The sequence below is a fragment of the Gordonia sihwensis genome, from assembly GCF_029632925.1.
Taxonomy (GTDB): Bacteria; Actinomycetota; Actinomycetes; order Mycobacteriales; family Mycobacteriaceae; genus Gordonia; species Gordonia sihwensis.
The window spans coordinates 432513-455002 of the sequence record NZ_CP121248.1; the positions used below are offsets into that span (position 1 = coordinate 432513).

The 22490-nt window shown below is 68.7% G+C and carries 21 protein-coding genes; 17 read left to right on the forward strand and 4 right to left on the reverse strand.

Annotation, left to right across the window (positions count from 1 at the left end; genetic code table 11):
- Nucleotides 1-8: 8 nt before the first annotated feature.
- A complete protein-coding gene (locus P5P27_RS02135) occupies nt 9-1490 on the reverse strand; it encodes an aldehyde dehydrogenase (protein WP_278126171.1) in 1482 nt (493 codons plus the stop codon).
- Between the two features lie 63 nt (nt 1491-1553).
- On the opposite strand from P5P27_RS02135, the gene P5P27_RS02140 reads away from it, so the two are divergent.
- The 8 genes from P5P27_RS02140 to P5P27_RS02175 all read left to right on the forward strand — a co-directional run bounded on the left by P5P27_RS02140 (nt 1554) and on the right by P5P27_RS02175 (nt 8814).
- Nucleotides 1554-2150 (forward strand): TetR/AcrR family transcriptional regulator, encoded by a 597-nt coding sequence (locus P5P27_RS02140; RefSeq protein ID WP_006894443.1) that lies wholly within the window; start codon nt 1554-1556, stop codon nt 2148-2150.
- Nucleotides 2151-2184: 34 nt separating this feature from the next.
- Nucleotides 2185-3432 carry a cytochrome P450 gene (locus P5P27_RS02145; protein WP_062367422.1) on the forward strand — a complete coding sequence of 416 codons (1248 nt, stop codon included), beginning with the start codon at nt 2185-2187 and terminating at the stop codon, nt 3430-3432.
- Nucleotides 3429-4262: an SDR family oxidoreductase gene (locus tag P5P27_RS02150; RefSeq protein ID WP_062367397.1), complete on the forward strand. Its 834-nt coding sequence runs from the start codon at nt 3429-3431 to the stop codon at nt 4260-4262. The genes P5P27_RS02145 and P5P27_RS02150 overlap by 4 nt, the downstream gene beginning before the upstream one ends.
- Nucleotides 4259-5677 carry a cytochrome P450 gene (locus tag P5P27_RS02155; protein WP_278126174.1) on the forward strand — a complete coding sequence of 473 codons (1419 nt, stop codon included), beginning with the start codon at nt 4259-4261 and terminating at the stop codon, nt 5675-5677. The genes P5P27_RS02150 and P5P27_RS02155 overlap by 4 nt, the downstream gene beginning before the upstream one ends.
- The gene (locus tag P5P27_RS02160) at nt 5677-5868 is read left to right on the forward strand and encodes a ferredoxin (protein ID WP_045536639.1); all 192 of its coding nucleotides are present in this window, start codon (nt 5677-5679) and stop codon (nt 5866-5868) included. The genes P5P27_RS02155 and P5P27_RS02160 overlap by 1 nt, the downstream gene beginning before the upstream one ends.
- Before the next feature lies 1 nt (nt 5869).
- Nucleotides 5870-6460, forward strand: coding sequence for a nuclear transport factor 2 family protein (locus P5P27_RS02165; protein ID WP_006894448.1), 591 nt, complete (start codon nt 5870-5872; stop codon nt 6458-6460).
- Nucleotides 6457-7707, forward strand: coding sequence for a hypothetical protein (locus tag P5P27_RS02170; protein WP_278126176.1), 1251 nt, complete (start codon nt 6457-6459; stop codon nt 7705-7707). Before P5P27_RS02165 ends, P5P27_RS02170 begins: the two co-directional genes overlap by 4 nt.
- Nucleotides 7708-7869: 162 nt before the next feature.
- On the forward strand, nt 7870-8814 hold the full coding sequence (locus tag P5P27_RS02175) for a hypothetical protein (RefSeq protein WP_045536642.1): 945 nt from the start codon (nt 7870-7872) through the stop codon (nt 8812-8814).
- Nucleotides 8815-8880: 66 nt separating this feature from the next.
- On the opposite strand, the gene P5P27_RS02180 is transcribed toward P5P27_RS02175, so the two are convergent.
- The gene (locus P5P27_RS02180; protein WP_045536644.1) at nt 8881-9765 is read right to left on the reverse strand and encodes a PaaI family thioesterase; all 885 of its coding nucleotides are present in this window, start codon (nt 9763-9765) and stop codon (nt 8881-8883) included.
- Nucleotides 9766-9903: 138 nt separating this feature from the next.
- Here P5P27_RS02180 and P5P27_RS02185 point away from each other — a divergent pair, with 138 nt between their 5' ends.
- From P5P27_RS02185 to P5P27_RS02220, 8 genes are all read left to right on the forward strand, one after another.
- Entirely contained in the window at nt 9904-10692 is a 789-nt protein-coding gene (locus P5P27_RS02185; RefSeq protein WP_006894452.1) for a TIGR03084 family metal-binding protein, read from the forward strand.
- 48 nt (nt 10693-10740) lie between these two features.
- Nucleotides 10741-12462 carry an acyclic terpene utilization AtuA family protein gene (locus P5P27_RS02190; RefSeq protein WP_062367421.1) on the forward strand — a complete coding sequence of 574 codons (1722 nt, stop codon included), beginning with the start codon at nt 10741-10743 and terminating at the stop codon, nt 12460-12462.
- 3 nt (nt 12463-12465) lie between these two features.
- Nucleotides 12466-13626 carry an acyl-CoA dehydrogenase family protein gene (locus P5P27_RS02195; RefSeq protein WP_278126180.1) on the forward strand — a complete coding sequence of 387 codons (1161 nt, stop codon included), beginning with the start codon at nt 12466-12468 and terminating at the stop codon, nt 13624-13626.
- Nucleotides 13623-15224, forward strand: coding sequence for an acyl-CoA carboxylase subunit beta (locus tag P5P27_RS02200; RefSeq protein WP_062367395.1), 1602 nt, complete (start codon nt 13623-13625; stop codon nt 15222-15224). The genes P5P27_RS02195 and P5P27_RS02200 overlap by 4 nt, the downstream gene beginning before the upstream one ends.
- Nucleotides 15225-15235: 11 nt before the next feature.
- The gene (locus P5P27_RS02205; protein ID WP_278126182.1) at nt 15236-17254 is read left to right on the forward strand and encodes an ATP-binding protein; all 2019 of its coding nucleotides are present in this window, start codon (nt 15236-15238) and stop codon (nt 17252-17254) included.
- Nucleotides 17255-17301: 47 nt separating this feature from the next.
- Complete coding sequence (locus tag P5P27_RS02210) at nt 17302-18459, forward strand: acyl-CoA dehydrogenase family protein (RefSeq protein WP_006894457.1); 1158 nt, start codon at nt 17302-17304, stop codon at nt 18457-18459.
- A gap of 225 nt (nt 18460-18684) precedes the next feature.
- Complete coding sequence (locus P5P27_RS02215) at nt 18685-19476, forward strand: enoyl-CoA hydratase family protein (RefSeq protein WP_006894458.1); 792 nt, start codon at nt 18685-18687, stop codon at nt 19474-19476.
- Nucleotides 19476-20075 carry a TetR/AcrR family transcriptional regulator gene (locus P5P27_RS02220; protein ID WP_222111190.1) on the forward strand — a complete coding sequence of 200 codons (600 nt, stop codon included), beginning with the start codon at nt 19476-19478 and terminating at the stop codon, nt 20073-20075. Before P5P27_RS02215 ends, P5P27_RS02220 begins: the two co-directional genes overlap by 1 nt.
- 17 nt (nt 20076-20092) lie before the next feature.
- Here P5P27_RS02220 and P5P27_RS02225 read toward each other — a convergent pair whose 3' ends face one another.
- Complete coding sequence (locus tag P5P27_RS02225; RefSeq protein WP_045539623.1) at nt 20093-20599, reverse strand: hypothetical protein; 507 nt, start codon at nt 20597-20599, stop codon at nt 20093-20095.
- A gap of 83 nt (nt 20600-20682) precedes the next feature.
- Here P5P27_RS02225 and P5P27_RS02230 point away from each other — a divergent pair, with 83 nt between their 5' ends.
- Entirely contained in the window at nt 20683-21183 is a 501-nt protein-coding gene (locus tag P5P27_RS02230; protein WP_222111189.1) for a flavin reductase family protein, read from the forward strand.
- A gap of 99 nt (nt 21184-21282) precedes the next feature.
- Here the strand turns inward: P5P27_RS02230 and P5P27_RS02235 are convergent, their stop codons facing one another.
- Nucleotides 21283-22395 (reverse strand): NDMA-dependent alcohol dehydrogenase, encoded by a 1113-nt coding sequence (locus tag P5P27_RS02235; protein ID WP_278126186.1) that lies wholly within the window; start codon nt 22393-22395, stop codon nt 21283-21285.
- Between the last annotated feature and the right edge of the window lie 95 nt (nt 22396-22490).

Below are 22490 nucleotides of genomic sequence, written 5' to 3' on the forward strand. Positions count from 1 at the left end.
CGACCTCCCTATACGGGTGTGGCGACCGCCTTGATCTCGAGGTACTCCTCGAAACCGGCGCGGCCCATCTCTCGCCCGATTCCGCTCTGCTTGTAGCCGCCGAACGGGACGTCGGCGGAGTACCAGATGCCGCCGTTGACGCCCATCGTCCCGGTGCGGACGCCGTCGACCACAGCGTTCACCCGTTCCGGCGATGTGCCCCACACGGCGCCCGACAGTCCGTAGGGGGAGTCGTTGGCGAGATCGATCGCGTCGTCGTCGCCATCGTGCGGGATGATCACCAGCACCGGGCCGAAGATCTCCTCCTGTGCGACGCGAGCGGAGTTGCCGACGCCGGAGATGAGCGTCGGTTCGACGAAGAAACCGCGGTCCAGTCCGGCGGGCCGGCCACCGCCGATCTCGATCACGCCGCCCTCCTCGCGTGCCAGACGGAGGTAGTTCTCGACGCGCTCCCGCTGCCGGGCGGAGATGAGCGGTCCGCAGACCGTTCCCGGGTCCGTCGGGTCCGCCGCGGACAGGCCCTCCATCGCGTTCTTGGTGAGTTCGACGGCGGCCGCGAGCTTCTCGCGCGGCACCAGCAGACGGGTGGTGATGGCGCAGCCCTGCCCGGCGTGAGTCACGACGGAGAACGCCGCCATCGAACAGGCGGCTGCAAGGTCGGCGTCGTCGAGCACGATGAAGGCCGACTTGCCGCCGAGTTCCAGAAAGACCTTCTTGAGCGTGGGCGCGGCGGCGGCCATCACCCTGCGGCCGGTGTCGGTGGAACCGGTGAACGAGACGAGATCGACGCGGGGGTCGGTGCACAGTTGCTCACCGAGTGCGTGGTCGGTGGAGGTGACGATGTTGACCACGCCCGGAGGGAAGTCGGTCTCCTCGGCGATCACCTTCCCGACCAGCGCGGCGCACCACGGGGTGTCCGGGGCCGGCTTCAGGACCACGGTGCAGCCGGCGGCGAGCGCCGGACCGATCTTGGCGAAGTTGATCTGGTGCGGGAAGTTCCACGGTGTGATCGCGCCGACCACACCGATCGCCTCGGCGCGCAGCTCTCGCCGGTTCTTGATGCCCATCGGGCTCGCCTCGCCGAGATCGGTGATCCACGAATAGCTCTCGGCGAGGTCGGCGAAGTACCCGAGATCGGTGATCGGCCCCACCAGCTGCGGGCCGTGCGTCAGGAACGTGGGACAGCCCACTTCGGCGACCGTCAGCTCCCGCAGTTCGTCCGCGTGCGCGAGCAGTGCGTCGCGCAGTTGCCGCAGGCAGTGGGCGCGGAAGGCGTGGTCGCGCGACCAGTCGGTCCGATCGAAGGCTCGGCGGGCGGCCTCGATCGCCCGATCCATGTCGGACGCGGTGGCTTCGGCCGCCTGGCCGATCACCTCCTCCGTAGCGGGGTTGACGACGTCGAAGACGCCGCCGGAACCGGGGATCAGGGCGCCGTCGACGAGCAGGTCGGTGGCGGTGTCGGGCCTGAGTGGGAGGCTCGCTCGGGTCATTGTCAGAACTCCATCTGGACAGGTGTCTGGACTTCGGTTCAACCGTAGAGTAGCGTGCGTCACATGTCCACCCCAGTCGAGTCCGCCGGTGTCGCGGCCGAGTCCACCCGGCGGCGCCTGAGTCCGCAGCAGGCCGAGAAGATCACCAAGATGACCGAGGCGGCCGTCGAGATCCTCGCCGCGGACGGCTTCGATGCGCTCTCGGTGCGTGACGTCGCGAAGCGCGCGGGGGTGGCGCCGGCCACCGCCTACACGTATTTCAGCTCGAAGAGTCACCTGGTGGCGGAGGTGTTCTGGCGGCGTCTGGCCGCCGGAGTGCCCGAGGTGGACGCCTCCCTGCCCCGGGCCGAGCGCGTGGCGCAGGTGCTGCGCGGAGTCTCGACCGTGGTCGCCGGAGAGGGACAGCTCGGCGGAGCCGTCACCGTCGCGCTGCTGGGCAGCGACCCGGACTCCGAGCACCTGCGGTGGCGGATCGGCGGGTTCATTCACGACCGCCTCGCCGCCGCGGTCGGTGACGACCACCCCGATGCCCCTCGGGTGGTGGACGCCCTGCAGATGCTCTACGCAGGCGGACTCGTCACCGCCGGCATGGGACACCTGACCTACGAAGCGACATCCGAGCGGCTGGTCGCGGCCGCCGCACTGCTCTTCAACGATTGATGGGAATGAGACGTTGACCGTCACCGACACCGGAATGCAGGAGTCGATTCCGTTCGACCCGTACGACTACGACTTTCACGAGGACCCGTATCCGACCTACGCGCGGCTGCGCCGCGACGCGCCGGTGTACCGCAACACCGACGGCGACTTCTGGGCGCTGGCCCGGCACGACGACGTCTCCGAGGCCTTCCGCGACAACGTGCGGCTGTCGAACAGCTGGGGCGTCTCGATGGATCCGACGTCGTACAACGAGAACGCCGAGTACGCGATGAGCTTCCTGGCGATGGACGACCCGCGCCACCTGCGCCTGCGCAAGCTCGTATCGAAGGGATTCACGCCGCGCCGGGTCAGCGAGCTTGCACCTCGGATCCACGAGCTGACGAGTCGGCACTGGGCGCGCTGCGTGGAGATGGGGGAGTTCGACTTCGTCCACGACTTCGCCGGACTGTTGCCGATGGACGTGGTCTCGGAGCTGCTCGGGGTCGGGCCGTCCGACCGCGCATACCTGCGACGGCAGTCGGATCTGCTGATCCACCGGGAGGAGGGCGTCACCGATGTCCCCGAAGCCGCTGTGCGCGCTTACCTGGAGTTGCACGGCTATTACGCGGAGCTGCTCGCCGACCGCCGCAGACGCCCGGGCGACGACCTCGTCTCCGCGCTGATCGGCGCCGAACTCGTCGGAGACGGGGTGGCCGCGGCGAAGGGCGAGCGCACCACGATGACCGACCAGGAGATCATCGGCTTCATGATGCTCATGGTGGTCGCGGGCAACGAGACCACCACCAAGCTGCTGGCGAATTCCGTCTACTGGGGTCATCGCAGCGGGGGGCAGGTGGCGGGGATCCTCGATGAGGTCGGCGCGGGCGCCGATCCGGCGGCCGTCGTCGGGGACTGGGTCCAGGAGACGCTCCGGTTCGACACCTCCACGCAGATGCTGCTGCGGCGCGTGGTCGACGACGTCGAATACGGCGGCTACACCATTCCCGCGGGCGATCGGGTGCTGCTGCTGATCGGTTCGGCGAATCGAGACGAAGAGGTCTTCGGGCCGGACGCGGACCAGTACCGCATCGGCCGTGACAGCAGCCGCACCATCCTCTCGTTCGGACTCGGCACGCACTTCTGCCTGGGAGCGCACCTGGCCCGACTCGAGGCCGACCTCGGCCTCGCCGAGATCGCCCGAACCGTCAAGAGTTTCGACGTCGACCTCGACGCCGCCGAACGCGTGCACTCGGTGAACGTCCGCGGTTTCGCGTCCCTCCCGATGAAAGTGGTCCCCCGATGAGATTTCAGCCCCATCCCGAACGTCGGCCCGTGCTGGTCGCCGGTGCCTCGTCCGGCATCGGCGAGGCCACCGCCCTGGCCCTCGCCACGGCCGGCCATCCGGTCGCCCTCGGCGCACGCCGTGTGGAGAAGTGCGCCGCGACTGCCGCACGGATCGTCGCCGACGGAGGTGAAGCGGCCGCCGTCGCGCTCGACGTGACCGACGACGACTCCGTCCGGAACGCGGTCGACGCGGCGCAGGAGGCGCTGGGTCCCCTCGAAGTGGTGGTCGCCGGTGCCGGCGATCTCCAGATCGGCCGAGCCCACGAGATGCCGGTGGACGAGTGGGCGGCGCAGATCGATGTGCACCTGGTCGGCGCGTACCGGCTCTACCGCGCGGTGGCGCCCGCGATGATCGCGCGCCGCCGTGGCGACATCGTGTTCATCAGTTCCGACGTCGTCGCCCACCCGCGTCCGTGGTCGTCGGCGTACGTCGCCGCCAAATGCGGTGTCGAGGGCATGGTCGCCACCATCGACATGGAGTTGGAGGGCACCGGGGTGCGCGCCGGTCTGGTGCGGCCCGGCCAGACGATCACGGGCATGGGCATGAATCTCGATCAGAAGCAGACCGAGGCGATGCTCAACGACTGGATCGCGTTCGGCCTGGCCCGGCACGGCAACTTCCTCACACCCGAGAATCTGGCTTCGGCTGTCATGGCGATGATCTCGATGCCGCCCGGCGCGCACATGCGATCGGTCGACGTCGAAGCCGAGGGCGAGCTCGTACCGCCGGAATCGTCCACCCCCGCCCAGCCCGAACCGGTCGCGCATTCGGAAGGAGCACCGGCATGACCACGAGCGCATCTCACACTGAACCCTCTGACCGCGCAGCATCCTCCGAGCACGCAGCATCCTCCGACCCTGCAGCATCGATCCGCGTATCCGGCGGAGAGGGCGAGCACGGACACCTCGACGAGCTCGCCACCGATCCGATCGGCCTGTTCCGGCGTGTCCGGGCCGAGCACGGCGACGTCGGGATGTTCCAGCTCGCCGACCGGGAGGTGGTCCTGGTGAGCGGTGCGGCCGCGAACGAAGAGTTCTTCCGCGCGCCCGACGAGGTGCTCGATCAGGGCGCCGCGTACCCCTTCATGACTCCGATCTTCGGTGAGGGCGTCGTCTTCGACACCAGTCCCGAGCGGCGCAGCGAGATGCTGCACAATCAGGCGCTCAAGGGGGCGCACATGAAGCAGCACGCGGTCACCATCCCCGACGAGGTGGAACGGATGATCGCCGGCTGGGGCGACGCCGGCGAAATCGATCTGCTCGACTTCTTCGCCGAACTGACGCTGTACACCTCGTCGTCGTGCCTGATCGGACGCAAGTTCCGCGAAGAGCTGTCGGGCCACATCGCGCACCTCTATCACGAGCTGGAGAAGGGCACCGACCCGATCGCCTACGTCGACATGCACGCCGACATCGAGAGTTTCCGCCGACGCGACGCCGCGCGCGCCGAGTTGGTGGAGTTCATCGGCGGCGTGATGGACCGCCGTATCGCGAACCCGCCGGCCGACTCCGCCGACCGGGATCTGCTCGACGTGCTGGTGTCGCTGAAGAACGACGACGGTTCGCAGATGTTCAGTCCGGACACCGTGACCGGCATCTTCATCTCGATGATGTTCGCGGGCCACCACACCACTTCGGGGACGGCGGCGTGGACGCTGATCGAACTGCTCAAACATCCGGACCATCTCGCCGAGGTCGTCGGCGAACTCGACGGGATCTACTCGGACGGCGTCGAGTACAGCTTCGCTGCGATGCGTCAGATCCCGAAGCTGGAAGGCGCGATCAAGGAGGCGCTGCGACTGCATCCGCCGCTGATCATCCTCATGCGCCTGGTTCAGGAGGACTTCGAGGTCGGCGGGGTCACGGTTCGCGCCGGACAGTCGATCGCGGTCTCGCCTGCGGTCTCGAACCGGCTGCCGGAGGACTTTCCGGACCCGGACTCCTTCGATCCCGCTCGGTACGAGCAGCCGCGTCAGGAGGATCTGGTCAATCGCTGGACGTGGATCCCGTTCGGTGCCGGACGGCATCGCTGCGTCGGCGCGCAGTTCGCGATGATGCAGTTGAAGGCGATCTTCTCGGTGCTGCTGCGCAGCTTTGAGTTCTCCCTGGTTCAGGAGCCGGACAGCTACCGCAACGACCATTCCAAGATGGTCGTGCAGTTGCAGCAGCCGTGCCGGGTGGCCTACCGGCGGCGGGAGCGGTGATGCGCGTCGTCGTCGATCTGGATCTGTGTCAGGGACACGGGATGTGCGAGTTGGAAGCCCCCGACGTCTTCGAGGCGGGCCGTGACGCGGTGACGATCCTGAACGAGAACCCTGACGAATCGCAGCGCGCCGAAGTGGAGGCCGCTGTTCGGTTCTGCCCGACCCAAGCACTGAAGATCGTGGAGGAATGACATGGCTTTTCCCCGTGCCGAACTGGACGAGATGAAGCAGCGTTGGCTGGATGCCAACGTCGAAGCCGAGAAGGCGGGCGACTGGCGCCCGCTCGCGGATTTCTACACCGAGGACGCCACCTACGGCTGGAACTACGGTCCGGAGAAGGACTTCATGGCCGTGGGCCGCGACGAGATCCGAGAGATCGCGCTCGGCCAGGAGATGGAGGGCCTGGAGGGCTGGGAGTATCCGTACCAGGCGTGGGTGATCGACGAGCGGACCGGCGACATGATCGGGCTGTGGCGCCAGGTGTACTCCGGCGCCGGGAACCCAGTGAGCGGGCCGATTGACGTCAGCACTCGAGCCGACGGTTCCCACTACGCGGTGCACGGCATCGGCGGGAGCTGGTTCCGTTACGCGGGGAACTTCCAATTCGGCTGGCAGCGCGACTTCTTCGACTTCGGGAACGTCTCGGCACTGTTCCTGGAGATGCTGACCGATCAAGCCTGCAGTGACGGCATGCTCAAGCGCATCGAGAAGTCCGCGCCGGGGAACCTGCCCGGTTGGTATCCGCTCGGGCAGTCGCCCGTCGGCCTGTGGGACCTGCCGTGAGCCTGGCCGGACTGACCCGCGCGCAGTTGGTGGCTCTGGTCCCGGAGTCGCTGCTGTCGGGCCAGCTGATCGATCGGTCCGGGATGGCACACCTGATCGCGGCGTTCGGCCGCGAGGGCATGACTCAGGTCGCCATCGAGGAGTGGATGGCGGCCAGCCCGGTGTACACGGGGCGGATGCGGACCGCGCTCGGGATCGAGGGCGACGGGGTCGAGGACATGTTCAAATGCCTGCAGCTCGATATCGGTGCGCCGCCGCAGTTCATGGACTTCCGCTACCGGATCGTCGATCGGTACCACGGCTCGTTCGTGCTCGATCACTGCGGCGCGCTTCTCGACGTGGAGCCGATGGGCGACGAGTACGTGACGGCCATGTGCCACGACATCGAGGATCCGACATTCGATGCGACCGCCATAGCGACCAATCGGCGCGCGCGGATCCGTCCGGTGCACCGACCGCCCCGCGTGCCCGCGGGCCGGACGCCGCACTGCGAGTGGACGGTGACGATCGAGCCCGACCGCGAGGAGCTTCCGTTGCCGGAGGTCACCGAGCCGACTCTGCGAACCCGGGCGGCGTCGATCGCCCTCAGCCCGATCGACGGGTCCGCCGGCGACGGTCTCGCCGATTACCGCGGTCCGCTCGTCGAGGACCTGGCCTTCGACGAGTTCTCCAGCTCCGCACTGGTGCGGATCGCGGAGGAGACGGCCTTGCAGCACCAATTGCTCGCGATCGGATTCCTGGCATCCGTGCGACGCCGGACCGATGCTGCGCGCGCGGACGAGATCCTCGAGAAGCAGCTCATCGGCATCGCGGGGATCACCGCCGAACGATTGTCGGCCGCGCTGTTCGACGGTCGGTCCGACGCGACGGCGCTCGCCGGCGTCTTGAACGCGCACCCGGTGTTCGGCCCCGAGCAGTACACGGGGGTGGTCGCGCAGGTGCGCGAAGACGGTGACGGCGTTCGCGTGCGCATTCGAGTGGAGTCGCCTGCGGTGGAGGACGGCGCGTGGATGCGGCTGTTGGCCGCGGGCCGGCTCGGTGCGCTCGCGTCGGCGGTGCGGGCGGTCGAGCCGACGTGGGTCGTCGAAGAGAGTGCCCTGGACGGCGACGAACTCGTGGTGACCGTCGGCCGCGGCGATCCGCAGCCCGAGTGCGACGAGGTCGCCATCGTGCGCTTCTCGGCCGGGTCGTCGTTCACCTTCGCCGACCGCGGTCCGTCGAAGCCCCTGCCGCTCTCGGTGGTGTGAGGAGAGGGGCGCGCCTGTGGACGTGTGCCTCGGGTAGACGCGAGGCTCGGCGACGAAACCCCCGTCCCGGACGGGGGACTGAGTGGCGCTGCTGCGGATGGCGGATCGCGGGCTGTGGACGGCGGATGGAACCGTCTAGGGCCCGGTCGCGTCTAAAGAGATATGTGGCCTGCAGATCGATACGGACTCATCTGGCGCGGCGTCGCCCTGGATTCCGGAGTCACCGAACGCGAGATCCGGGAGGCCGTTCGCAGACACACGCTGATACCGGTGGGACGGGGCGTGTACGTGACGCGTGAGTCGCTCGGTCCGGACCCGGGGCAGGCGCTGCGGGACCGCTATCGGCTCCGGTGCGTGGCGGCCGCTGTCGGAACCGCCCGCGACTGCGGCAACGTGCTCAGCCACGAGTCTGCGGCCGCAGTCCTCGGGCTCGGGACTCTGCGCCCCGATCTCACGAGCATTCACCTCACCAACGGTCGCAGCAACGGCGGTCACCGTCGACCCCACCGCGTGATACACAGCGGGGGACTGCGCGACGACGAGGTCGTCGAGGTCAATGGGCTCGCGGTGACGTCGATCTCGCGGACCGCGGTCGACGTGGCGCTCTCGGTGCCGGACTTTCCGCGGGCCCTGTCGGTCATGGACAGCGCACTGCGGCTCGGTGCGGATCGCGGCGTACTGCTCGCGGAGCTGACACGGCCGCGGCGCGGAGTCGCCCGGGCGCGTCGGGCGCTGCGTCATGCGGACGGGCGGTCGGACAACCCCGGCGAGTCGTGGGGGCGGGCACAGATGATCGAGGCCGGACTGCCAGTTCCCGAGCTTCAGACCCGCTACCGTCTGCCGAGCGGCCGGACGGCGATCTGCGACTACGACTGGGACGGGTCCGTGGTGGCGGAGTTCGACGGTTTCGGAAAGTACCGGCGGGAGATGCGGAAGCCGGATCAGTCGGCTGACGACGTGGTGATCGCCGAGAAGCTGCGCGAGGACGAACTGCGCGCCCTCGATCTGCACGTGGTGCGGTGGACGACCGAACACTTGGCGTCCGGGCAGATGGTGCCGCTGCTGCGGCGGCAGCTGTCGCGGTTCGGGATCGTCCCCGCGGCATAGCGGACGCGAGGCTCGGCGACGAAACCCCCGTCCCGGACGGGGGATCTGTCGCTGAGTGGCGCGACGTCAGACGTCGAAGCGCGCGTCGGCCGTCGCCCGTCCGAGGAGTCGGTCGCCGTCGTACATGCGGGCGTCGAAGAGGCAGAGACGGCGCCCGAGCTTGACCGGCACGACGTCGATGCGCACGCGGCGGCCGTCGACGACGGGCGACCGGTGGAATTCGCAGGTGAAGTCGATCAGCTGGTAGCCGCCGCCGGCGCGGACATTGCGCTGGGCTCCGAACGAGCACGCCTGGGCGAGCATCGCGGCGATCACTCCGCCGTGCATGGTGCCCATGAGGTTGCGCATCCACGGCGCGGTGGTGAACTGCACGTCGACGGAGCCGTCGTCGCCGGTTCCCGTGACGCCGCCGTCGAGGATCTCTGAGATCGGGCCCATCGGGAGCGAACCGTCGATCAGCTTCGCGACCACCTCGGCACCGGAGAGGGACGGGTCGATCCGCTCGACCGCGGGTACGCCGTCGGGTGCGGGCTGTTCCGGATGCCACTGAAGGTCGCCGCTGGTGGGACGACCGACCCGGACGTTGCGAGCGGTGCCGAAGCACACCGTCTCACCCGCGGACCCGGCGATGGTGACCGACGTGGTGCCGAACGCGTCGTCGTGCATGCGGAGGTCGGCGCTCGCGCGGAGCACGTCGTGGGGCGCGGGACGCCGCACCATCGACATCGTGAGCCGTGCCTGCATCGACGACGACGCGGCGTCGAGCCGGTAGAAGGGGACGCCACCGACGTCGTCGAAGAGCACCGTGAGAGCCGGCAGTTCGATGAGGCCGCGGTGATCGGTGACGCCGCTGCCGAGCTTCTGGACCAACACCGGTGCGTCGACGTCGGTGTCCCGGCCGATGGCGAACGTGGTGAACGGGTCGGCGATCGGCGGGGCGTGACTCGTCATGGGTCCGTCCTATCAGGGGATAGCGCGCGGGGCGAAACTCGCGGACTCGGATGAGACCGGCGCCACTCGCGCGGGGGTCCAGACGAGAAACAATCATTCACGCTTGATTTGTTTGCCGATCCGTGTGACGCTGGGCGCATGGCGATCGTCGATGAACTCGTTCAGGCATTGCAGGCGGAATCGGAATCCCTCGACGGCCTCGTCGCGGAGCTCTCCGACGATCAGTGGGCCACCCCGACGCCGGCCCAGGGGTGGACGGTGGCGCACCAGATCGGTCACCTGCACTGGACCGACCGCGTGTCCCTGCTGTCTATCACCGATCCCGCGGGGTTCGGCGACCTCGTCGAGCAGGCGATGGGCGACCCGTCGGGCTTCGTGGACGCGGCAGCGGAGACCGAGGCGGCCAGGCCGCCCGCCGAACTCCTGGCCGACTGGCGCAAGACGCGCGACCGGCTCGGCGGTGCGTTGGTCGCGGTCCCGGAGGGCACCAAGCTCACGTGGTTCGGTCCGCCGATGTCCGCGGCGTCGATGGCGACCGCGCGGATGATGGAGACCTGGGCACACGGTCTCGACGTCGCCGACGCGCTCGGTGTGAAGCGTCCCGAGGGCGACCGCATCAAGAACGTGGTGCACCTCGGGGTCCGAACCCGCGATTTCGCGTACCTGGTCAACGGGCTCGACGCCCCGGCCGAACCGTTCCGCTACGAGATCACCGCGCCCTCGGGCCGGCTGTGGACGTGGGGACCGGAAGACGCGACCGACATCGTCCGCGGCCCGGCGGTGGACTTCTGCGAACTCGTGACTCAGCGACGGCACCTCGACGATCTGAACCTCGAGTTCATCGGCGACGAGGCCGCCGCGTGGTCGCGGATCGCCCAGGCCTTCGCCGGACCTCCCGGCGCCGGCCGAGCGCCCCAGAGGTCCTGAGCGCCGGCCGCACCCGCACCCCACACGCGTGAAACACCAGGAGGAATGATGTCCGACGCATCGCGCCCGGTCCGGATCGGCAACGTCTCCGGCTTCTACGGCGACCGCTTCAGCGCGGTCCGCGAGATGCTCGAAGGCGGCGATCTCGACTTCATCACCGGCGACTACCTCGCCGAACTCACCATGCTGATCCTCGGCCGTGACCGCATGAAGAACCCCGACCTCGGTTACGCGAAGACCTTCCTGCGGCAGATGGAGGAGAACCTGCACCTCGTCGCCGAGAAGGACGTCAAGGTGGTCGTCAACGCCGGCGGACTCAACCCGCACGGCCTCGCGGTGGCGCTCAGGGAACTGGTCGACCGCCTCGACGTGGATCGCCGGGTCGCCTTCGTCAACGGTGACGACATCGTCGGGCGGGCGGGTGAACTCGGGCTGGGATCACCGATCACGGCCAACGCCTACCTCGGCGGATTCGGTATCAAGACAGCGCTCGACGCGGGCGCCGACATCGTCGTCACCGGCCGTGTCACCGACGCCTCGCTGGTGGTCGGGTCGGCGGCGTCGGTCTTCGGCTGGGGCTACGAAGACCTCGATCAGCTCGCGGGTGCGGTGGTGGCCGGGCACATCATCGAGTGCAGCGCCCAGGCCACCGGCGGCAACTATTCGTTCTTCACCGAGATCCCGGACATGACGCGGCTCGGCTTCCCCATCGCCGAGGTGCACGCCGACGGCAGTTCGGTCATCACCAAACACGAGGGCACGGGCGGCGCGGTGCAGGTCGGAACGGTCACGGCGCAACTGCTCTACGAGATCGGCGGGCCGCGGTACTACAACCCCGACGCGACCGCGCGGATCGACACCGTCGAACTCGCGCAGGAGAGCACCGACCGCGTGCGGGTGAGCGGGGTGCGGGGAGAGGCGCCGCCGAAGGACCTTAAGGTCTCGCTCAATCACCTGGGCGGCATCCGCAACGAGTTCGAGGTGGTGCTCACCGGCCTCGACATCGAGGCCAAGGCCGAGCTGTTCCAGAAGCAGTTCGAGGCCGCGCTCGGGCAGCGTCCCGCCGAACTCACCTGGGAGCTGGTCCGCCTCGACCGTCCCGACGCCGACACCGAGGAGCAGGCCAGCGCGATGCTGCGCTGCGTGGCCCGCGACACCGACCCCAAGAAGGCCGGACGGCAGTTCACCGGTGCGGCAGTCGAACTCGCGCTCGCGAGCTACCCGGGTTTCACTCTCACCGCACCTCCCGGCAACGGTTCGCCCTACGGCGTCTTCGAGCCCGGCTACGTCGACGCCGCGCTGGTTCCCCACCAGGTGAACCAGCCTGACGGGGTCACCGTGCGAATCGATCCGTCGCCCCTTCGCGCGGAACCGATCGTCGACGAGAGCGTCCCGGCGGCGGCGTCGTCGACCGACTGGGGCGAGACCGTCGACCTTCCGCTCGGCACCGTGGCCGGTGCCCGATCGGGGGACAAGGGCGGCAGCGCCAACATCGGGCTCTGGGCCCGGACCGACGACGAGTACGCATGGCTCGACGAGACGCTCAGCGTCGCCAAGCTCAAGGAACTGCTGCCGGAGGTCGCGGACCTGACCGTGCATCGGTACCCGCTTCCGAATCTGCGGGCCGTCAACTTCGTGATCGAGCAGGTGCTCGGGCGCGGCGTCGCCGAGAACGTCCGCTTCGATCCGCAGGCCAAGGGGCTGGGAGAGTGGCTGCGCTCGCGCGTGGTACCGATCCCGACCCGTTTCAGCAAGACAGAAGGGAACTGATCCGTGCCCATCGCCAGTGACATCTGGGATTCACCGGAACGGCGTGAACTCCGCGCGAGTATCGCCGGTTTCGCCAAGCGGCACATTCTGCCGTATCAGGACGAGTGGGAGCGCGAGGGACTGATTCCGCGCGAGACCCACCTGGCCGCGGCCGAACTGGGAGTGTTCGGTCTCGGCGTGCCGGAGGAGATCGGCGGCAGCGGCGGCGACCTGATCGACTCGATGATCCTGGTGGAGGAACTGCACTGTCAGGGCGTCGCGGGCGGCGTCTTCGCCTCGCTGTTCACCCACGGCATCGCTCTGCCGCATCTGATCGCCGCGAACGACCCGGCCCAGATCGACAAGTGGGTCCGGCCGACCCTGGCGGGCGAGAAGATCGGCAGCCTCGCGATCACCGAACCCGGTGGCGGCAGCGACGTCGGCCACCTGCGCACCAGCGCCGTGCGCGACGGGGACCACTACGTGGTGAACGGCTCCAAGACATTCATCACCTCGGCGGTGCGTGCCGACTTCGTCGTCGCGGCGGTCCGGACCGGAGGGCCCGGCGCCGCGGGAGTCTCGCTGCTGGTGATCGAGAAGGGCACGCCGGGATTCGAGGTGGCGCGCAAGCTCGACAAGATGGGCTGGCTCAGTTCCGACACCGCGGAACTGTCGTTCACCGACGTCCGCGTGCCGGCCGCGAACCTCGTCGGTGCCGAGAACTCCGGCTTCGCGCAGATCGCGCAGGCCTTCGTCACCGAGCGCGCCTCGCTGGCGGCCCAGGCGTACGCGAGCGCGCAGCGGTGCCTGGACCTGACCCTCGACTGGGTGCGGAACCGGGAGACCTTCGGCAAGCCGCTCATCTCCCGGCAGTCCGTGCAGGACACGGTCACGGAGATGGCACGCCGGATCGACGTGGCGCGGACCTACACCCGGGCGGTCGTCGAACGGAAGGTGTCGTCGGGCGACGACCTCATCGCCGAGATCTGCTTCGCGAAGAACACCGCTGTCGAGGCGGGCGAGTGGGTGGCGAACAAGGCGGTCCAACTGCACGGCGGAATGGGTTACATGCGGGAGTCGGAGGTGGAACGCCAGTACCGCGACATGCGCATCATCGGCATCGGCGGCGGCACCAACGAGATCCTGACCGGACTGGCGGCGAAGCGATTGGGGTACCAGGCATGACGGTTCTGAGGAGCAAGATCGACACCTCGTCGGCGGAGTTCGCGGCCAACGTCGAGGCGATGAACGCCAAACTGGCCGAACTCGAATTGGAGTTCCGCAAAGTCCGCGCCGGCGGCGGCGAGAAGTACGTCGAGCGGCACCGCAAACGCGGGAAGATGACCGCGCGCGAGCGAATCGAGCTGCTGGTCGACGAGGATTCGCCTTTCCTGGAACTCTGCCCGCTCGCGGCGTACGGCTCGCAGTTCACTGTGGGCGCCTCGGTGGTGGTCGGCATCGGCGTCGTCGAAGGCACCGAATGCCTGATCGTCGCCAACGATCCGACGGTCAAGGGCGGCACCTCTAACCCGTGGACGCTGCGGAAGATCCTCCGGTGCAACGACATCGCCCGGCAGAACCGGCTCCCGGTCATCTCGCTCGTGGAGTCCGGCGGTGCCGACCTCCCGACGCAGAAAGAGGTCTTCGTCCCCGGCGGACGGATGTTCCGCGATCTGACGCAACTGTCGGCGGCGGGCATCCCGACCATCGCACTGGTCTTCGGCAACTCCACGGCGGGCGGTGCCTACGTCCCCGGAATGAGCGATCACGTCGTGATGATCGAGGACCGTTCCAAGGTCTTCCTCGGCGGCCCGCCCCTGGTCAAGATGGCCACGGGTGAGGAGAGCGACGACGAGGAACTGGGCGGCGCCAAGATGCACGCCCGCGTCTCCGGACTCGGCGACTACCTCGCGGCCGACGAGCAGGACGCGGTGCGGATCGGCAGGCGGATCGTCGCCCGCCTCAACTGGCGCAAGCAGGGACCGGAGCCGATCGCCGAGCCGGTCCGCGAACCCCGGTACAGCCCGGAGGAGCTGCTCGGCATCGTTCCTCCCGATCTGAAGATCCCCTTCGACCCGCGCGAGGTGATCGCGCGCGTCGTCGACGACTCCGACTTCGACGAGTTCAAACCCGAGTACGGCACCTCGCTGTGCACCGGCTGGGCCCGGATCCACGGCTACCCGGTCGGTATCCTCGCGAACGCGCAGGGCGTGCTGTTCTCGGCCGAATCGCAGAAGGCCACTCAGTTCATCCAACTGGCCAACCGCAGCAACACGCCGCTGCTGTTCCTGCACAACACCACCGGCTACATGGTCGGCAAGGAATACGAGCAGGGCGGCATCATCAAGCACGGCTCGATGATGATCAACGCGGTGTCGAACTCGACGGTGCCGCACATCTCGATCCTGATGGGCGCGAGTTACGGAGCGGGCCACTATGGCATGTGCGGCCGGGCGTACGACCCCCGCTTTCTGTTCGCGTGGCCCAGCGCCAAGAGTGCGGTGATGGGCGCCGCGCAGCTCGCGGGCGTCATCTCGATCGTCTCCCGTGCGGCCACCGAGGCACGCGGCGGCACCGTGGACGAGGAGGCCGACGCCGGAATGCGCGCCATGATCGAGGCGCAGATCGAGGCCGAGTCGGTGCCGATGTTCCTGTCCGGGATGCTCTACGACGACGGCGTCATCGACCCGCGCGACACCCGGACGGTGCTCGGCCAGGCGCTCTCGGCCATCGCGTCCGCCCCGGTCGAGGGCACCAGCAACTTCGGCGTCTTCCGGATGTGAGGAATCTGCACATGACTACAGCCATCTCTCAGAAGCCGATCACCAGCGTGCTCGTCGCCAACCGCGGCGAGATCGCGTGCCGGGTCTTCACCACCTGCGTCACGATGGGCCTGCGCACCGTCGCGGTGTACTCCGATCCAGACGCCGACGCCCCGCATGTGCGGGCCGCCGACGCCGCGGTCCGACTGCCGGGTTCCACCTCGGCCGAGACGTACCTGCGCGGTGAGAAGATCATCGCCGCCGCACAGGCGGCGGGCGCGGACGCGATCCATCCCGGGTACGGATTCCTCTCGGAGAACGCCGAGTTCGCGCAAGCCGTGATCGACGCCGGACTGACGTGGATCGGTCCGCCGCCCGCCGCGATCACCGCGATGGGCTCCAAGGTGAACGCGAAGGCGCTGATGGAGGGCGCCGGTGTGCCGGTGCTCAAGGACATCGATCCCGAATCGGTCACCGCCGATGATCTTCCGCTGCTGATCAAAGCCTCCGCGGGCGGCGGCGGACGCGGCATGCGGATCGTCCGCGAACTGGGCGAGTTGAGCGACGCCGTCGCCGCGGCCCGGCGCGAAGCGGAGTCGGCGTTCGGCGATCCGACCGTGTTCTGCGAGCCGTACATCGAGCGCGGCCACCACATCGAGGTCCAGGTGATGGCCGACGACCACGGCCAGATCTGGGCGGTCGGCGAGCGGGAATGCTCGATCCAGCGCCGGCATCAGAAGGTGGTCGAAGAGGCTCCGGCACCGCTCGTGGAGCGGATCGGTGCCGACATGCGCGACAAGCTCTTCGCGGCCGCGCGCAAGGCGGTCGAGTCGATCGGCTACCGAGGCGCGGGCACCGTCGAGTTCCTCGCCGACGAGACCGGCAAGTTCTTCTTCCTGGAGACCAACACGCGACTGCAGGTGGAGCATCCGGTCACCGAGCTGACCACCGGCGTCGACCTCGTGGAGTGGCAGCTGCGCGTGGCCCGGGGCGAGCCGCTGGGACAGATTCCGGCGACCGCTCCGGCGGGCGGCGTCGGCCACGCGATCGAGGTGCGGCTCTACGCCGAGGATCCCGCGCACGACTGGCAGCCGCAGTCGGGCACCGTCGCGCGCATCGACCTCCCCGCCGCCACCCGGTTCGGGCTGCTGGAGCGGCCCGGGGTCCGCGTGGACTCGGGAATCACCGACGGCAGCGAGATCTCGACCTTCTACGATCCGATGCTCGCCAAGGTGATCTCCTGGGCTCCCGACCGCGACCAGGCGGCGGCCGTGCTGGCCCGTGCCCTCTCGGACGCGCGCATCCACGGTGTCGTCACCAACCGCGACATGCTCGTGAACACCTTGCGCGAGGCCGACTTCCTCGCCGGCGCGACCGACACCGGCTACCTCAGCGACGAGCGGATCGCCGAGTTGTCGCGGCCGCTCGCCGGCGACGGCGCGGACGTGGTGGCGGCGACCGTCGCGGCGCTGGCGCAGTCGGCGCGCAACCGCGCCGACGCCCGTGCGGTCCCGGCGGCGCCGTCGGGCTGGCGCAACATCGCCTCCGACTACCAGCGCAAGACCTACCTCGCCGCCGATGGGACCGAGATCGTGGCGCGGTATCGCTTCGGGCGCGACGGGCGAGCCGAACTGCCCGATCTGGACGATGCGACCGTGGAGTCCGTCGAGCCCGCCGAGGTGGTGCTCTCGCGCGGCGGCGTGGTGCGCCGCTACGAGGTGAGCGCGGTCGGCGACCGGGTGTTCGTCGACTGGCCGGGTGCATCGGTGACACTGACCCGCACACCGCGGTTCGTCGACCCGGCGTCCGTGGAACGGCCCGGTTCGCTGCTGGCGCCGATGCCCGGTTCGGTGATCCGGGTGGCGGTGGCCGAAGGCGATCGCGTGACGGCCGGACAGCCGCTGCTGTGGCTCGAGGCGATGAAGATGGAGCACACCATCAAAGCACCCGCCGACGGCGTGGTGTCCGTCCTCGCGGTGGAGCCGGGACGGCAGCTCTCGGTGGGCGATGTGCTCGCCGTGATCACCGAAGAGGAACCTTCCGCGGAGTGAGTCCTCGCGGGACCAGACGTATCTCCAACCGAACTCCAGGAGCCCCAATGAGTTTCATCGAGACCGAAGAGCAGACAGCGCTGCGCGAGGCCGTGGCCGCGCTGGTGAAGAAGTACGGCCAGCAGTACTTCAGCGACTGCGCCCGGCAGGGACGCAAGACTGACGAACTGTGGCAGGAGGCCGGCGAACTCGGCTTCATCGGCGTCAACCTGCCGGAGCAGTACGGCGGCGGTGGCGCCGGAATGTACGAGCTCGCGATCGTGATGGAGGAACTCGCCGCCGGCGGCAGCGGGCTGCTCATGATGGTCGTCTCGCCGGCCATCTGCGGCAACATCATCGCCCGATTCGGAACCGACGACCAGAAGCAGCGGTGGATCCCGGGCCTCGCCGACGGCTCGATCACCATGGCCTTCGGCATCACCGAACCCGACGCCGGATCGAACTCGCATCAGATCACGACCACCGCTCGCCGTGACGGCGACGACTGGATCCTCAACGGCCGCAAGGTCTTCATCTCCGGCGTCGACCAAGCGCAGGCGGTGCTCATCGTGGCGCGGACCGAGGATGCCAAGACCGGCAGGCTCAAGCCCGCGCTGTTCATCGTGCCCACCGACACACCGGGCTTCGAGCATCAGATCATCGACATGGAGATGCTGAACCCGGAGAAGCAGTTCACCCTCTTCCTCGACGACGTCCGGCTCCCGTCCGACGCGCTGGTGGGATCCGAGGACGCCGCGCTGAGCCAGCTCTTCGCCGGTCTCAATCCGGAGCGGATCATGGCCTCCGCGTCGGCGATCGGCATGGGCCGCTACGCGCTCGACCGCGCCGTCGAGTACGCGAACGATCGGACCGTCTGGAAGACGCCGATCGGGGCGCACCAGGCGATCGCTCATCCTCTCGCACAGGGCAAGATCGAGCTCGAGATGGCCAAGCTGATGATGCAGAAGGCCGCCACCCTGTACGACGCGGGCGACGACTGGGGCGCCGCGGTCCCCGCCAACATGGCGAAGTACGCGGCGGGCGAGGCCACCGCCAAGATCGTCGACCAGGCCATCCAGACCCTGGGCGGCAACGGTCTCACCGTCGAATACGGTCTGGCCGCGCTGCTCCCGCTGTCGCGCCTGACGCGCATCGCTCCGGTGAGCCGCGAGATGATCCTGAACTTCGTCGCGCAGACGAGCCTGGGACTGCCGAAGTCGTACTGATCCCTTTTCGCCGCCCTTTCCAGCGGACGTCGCGGGGTTTCGACTGCGGCTCTCGCCCTTTCAGGTTCGTCGAGTAGCGAGGAACGGAGTGAGGAGCGTATCGAGACCGTTGACCTGCGCGGTCTCGATACGCCCGACTCGCTTCGTTTCGCGGACCACTCGACAACCCGGTAGTCGCGACCAGCCGAGTACGGGCCTTCCTCATCGACCTTCAGAAGGAGAACCATGACCGACGACATCCTCGTCCGCACCGCCGTAGACGCGTCCGTCCTCACCGTCACACTCGACTCACCCGCCAACCGCAATGCGCTCAGCTCGGCGCTCGTCGCGCAGCTGCAGACGGCGTTCGATGCCGCGACCGACGAGGAGATTCGGGCGGTCGTGCTGACGCACACCGGCGGGACGTTCTGTGCGGGCGCGGATCTGGGGGAGGCGCTCAAGCGCGGTCTGAGCCCCGAGGAGGCGACCGCCGAGGGCGGTCGTGCGATGGTCGGACTGATCCGCACCGTCCTCGAACTCGACAAGCCGGTGATCGTCGTCGCCGACGGACACGTCCGTGCCGGTGGACTGGGGTTGGTCGGCGCGGCCGACATCGCGCTCGCCGGACCGGCCGCCACCTTCGCTCTCACCGAGTCCAGGCTCGGCCTTGCGGCCTCGATCATCTCGATCCCGTTGCTGGCCAAGATGTCCGCCCGGGCAGCCGGCCGATACTTCCTGACCGGCGAGAAGTTCGGCGCCGACACCGCGGCCGGGATCGGCTTGGTGACCGCCGCCTGCGCCACGGACGACGACCTCGCCGCTGAACTCGACAGTGTGCTGGAAGGCATCCGCAAGGCGTCCCCGCAAGGACTGTCGGTGAGCAAGAAGCTGACCACCGCGGCGCTGCTCGACGGCTTCGACGTGCAGGCGCAGGCGCGCGCCGAGGAGTCGATGCGACTGTTCGCGTCCGACGAGGCGCGGGAGGGAATGACGGCCTTCCTCAGCAAGCGTCGACCGGAGTGGGACACTAGCCGCTGATGAACGCGCCACTCCGTGAACCGCAGCAGGACCGGTCCCGAGCCACTCGGGAGCGGCTGCTGGCGTCGACTGTCGACTTGCTCGCCACACGGGGCTGGGCCGCGACGACGGTCGCGAAGGTCGCGGAGGAGGCCGGTGTCTCACGAGGCGCGGCGCAACATCACTTTCCGACGAGGGAGGCGTTGTTCACCGCGGTCATCGAGCAGATGTACGACGACATGACCGAGGACGTCGGGCACTCACTGGAGAGCATCCCGTCGGGCCCGGGCCGGATCGCCGCGGTGGTGGCGCAGGCCGTCTCGATCTATACGGGAACGTCGTTCAAGGCCGCGCTTCAGGTGTGGGCCGCCGCGGCGTCCGATCCCGCTCTCGCCGACGTGATCCGTCCGCTGGAGGCCAAGATGGGCCGAGCGGCCCACGCCTTCGTCGTCTCCGGACTCGACCCCGACGGGACCCGCCCGCAGGCCTACCGGCTGGCGCAGATCACCCTCGACCTCGCCCGCGGCTTCGGCCTGGCCGACACGCTGACCGACGATTCGCGCAGACGCGCCGGGGTCCAGGCGGCGTGGGTGGAGCAGCTGACCGCGGCTCTGGACTGATCGCGCCGGGGCTCGGGTCAGGAGTGCGCCATCACCTGCAGGGCGATCACTGCCAGTGCCAGCGCGGCTTCGATCGTCAGCATCACCACCTGCTGCTTCCAGCTGAGGCCCACCCGATGTACGGCTCTCGCGCAGATCAGGACCAGGGCGACGGTGAGGGCGATCGTCGACGCGAGCAGCGCCGCGTTCACGTCCCAGCCGGTGATCAGGCTGACACAGAGGAACACGAAGGGCAGCGTCACCGACGACAGCGCGCCGAAACTCGTCCGCACGGCGTGCGCGAACTCGTGACGGCTCATCATCACGCCGTGGACCACCGTGTGAGCGAGGACGTCTGCGGTGAAGACGGCGAGCACCGTGCCTCCGAGCGTCACGGCGAGGGTGGCCAGCGCGGCGGGGGCGCTCACGTCCCCGTGCGCTCGGATCGCCAGCGTCACCGAGAGCGTCGCGAAGACCAGATAGATGGACTCCTTCAGAACCGCAGCCTGTTCCTCTCGGGTCGGCTGCGCGCGGGTGCCAGACATGCACAGAGCGTAGTCGGGCCCGCCGCGGCGTAGGGTCGGTCGTGGTGGCGGGTAACGGCCACGCGCGAGCAGAAGGGGCGGGCATGGACGACGGTCCGGTGCGCGGTTTCGAAGCGATGATGGCCTCGATCGACTCATCCGTCTACCTGGTGACGGCAGCCGCCGACGGTCGTCGAGCGGGTTGCCTGGTGGGTTTCGCCGCGCAGATGAGCATTGAACCGGAGCGGTTCGTGGCCGGGATCTCGCGGCAGAACCACACCTATCCCATCGCCGCGGCGGCCGGTCACCTCGGTGTGCACGTGGTCTCCCGCGAGCAACTGGATCTGGTGCGACTGTTCGGCGGAGAGACCGGCGACGAGGTCGACAAGTTCGAGCGCTGTCGATGGGTTCCGGGACCGCACGGCGTGCCGATCCTGTCCGACGCCGAGGCCTGGTTCGTCGGCCGAGTGCTGGCTCGGCACGACGTCGGCGACCACACGTGCCACGTCCTCGCTCCGGTCGCCGGCGGCGGGTCGGCCGGCGGGCGCGGCGGCTTGGCGGGACTGGCCGACGTCGACGACCTCGAACCGGGGCACCCGGCCTGACGCACGGCGGGAGGACATCCTCCTGGCGACCGGCGAATGGAAACCGCGGGCCCACCGGTGTCGATCACCGATGAGCCCGCGGAGTTCGGGGGACGAGGCCTACGACTCGTGCATGATCACGCCGCGGATGTTCTTCCCGTCGCGCAGATCCTGGTAGCCCTGATTGACGTCCTCCAGTGAGTAACGCTGGGTCACCAGCTCGTCGAGCTTCAGCTGACCGGCGTCGTACAGGCGCAGCAGCTTCACGATGTCGTACTGCGGATTCATCGAACCGAAGAGCGTGCCCATGATCGTCTTCTGGTTCAGCGTCAGATCCGCACCGGAGACCTGGACGGTGAGCTTGGCGGGGTCGGCCAGACCGGTGATGACCACCTTGCCGCCCTTGCCGATGACAGCGGTGGCCGCCTGGACCACCGGGACGTCGACGGTACCGACCAGGATGAGGGCGGCGTCGGCGCCCTTGCCCCAGGTCAGCTCGGTCACCTTCTCCTGTGCCTCCTCGGCCGTCGCGAAGGCGTGCGTGGCGCCGAACTTCAGCGCCTCGGTGCGCTTCATCTCCACCGGGTCGACGACGACCACGTACTTGCAACCCGCGCTGACCGCGCCCTGAACCGCATTGATGCCGAGGCCGCCGATGCCGTAGATGACGGCGGTGTCGCCCGCGCGCAGATTGCCCGCGTTGACCGCCGTGCCCCAACCGGAGGGGACGCCGCAGCCGACGAGGACCGCGGTCTCCAGCGGGAGCCACTCGTCGACCTTGACGACCGAGTGCTGCGAGATGGTCGCGTACTCGGAGAACGTGCCGAGCATGCACATGGCGCCGAAGTCCTGGCCGTCGCCGTGGAAGCGGAACGTGCCGTCGGGCATCGATCCCTCGAGGATCGTCGCGCCCATGTCGCACAGGTTCTGCCTGCCGGTGGAACAGTAGCGGCACGTACCGCAGTTGGGGATGAAGCTGCACACCACGTGGTCGCCGGGCTTCACCTTGGTGACGCCGGGGCCCACCTCCTCGATGATTCCGGAGCCCTCGTGACCACCGACGATGGGGTAGCGGGGCGGGAGGTCGCCGTCGGTGAGGTGGAGGTCGGAGTGGCAGAGGCCTGCGGCGGTGTACTTGATGAGGACCTCGCCCGGGCCGGGGCCGTCGAGGTCGAGTTCCATGATCTCGAAGGGCTTGCCGGGCTCGAGGAGTACGGCGGCTTTGGTCTTCATGGTGGGTTCCTTAAGGGTTGGTTGGGTGGGGTTGGTGAGTGGGTTGTTGGTTTCGACTCGCTGCGCTCGCTCAACTGGCCTGTGGGGGACTCGCT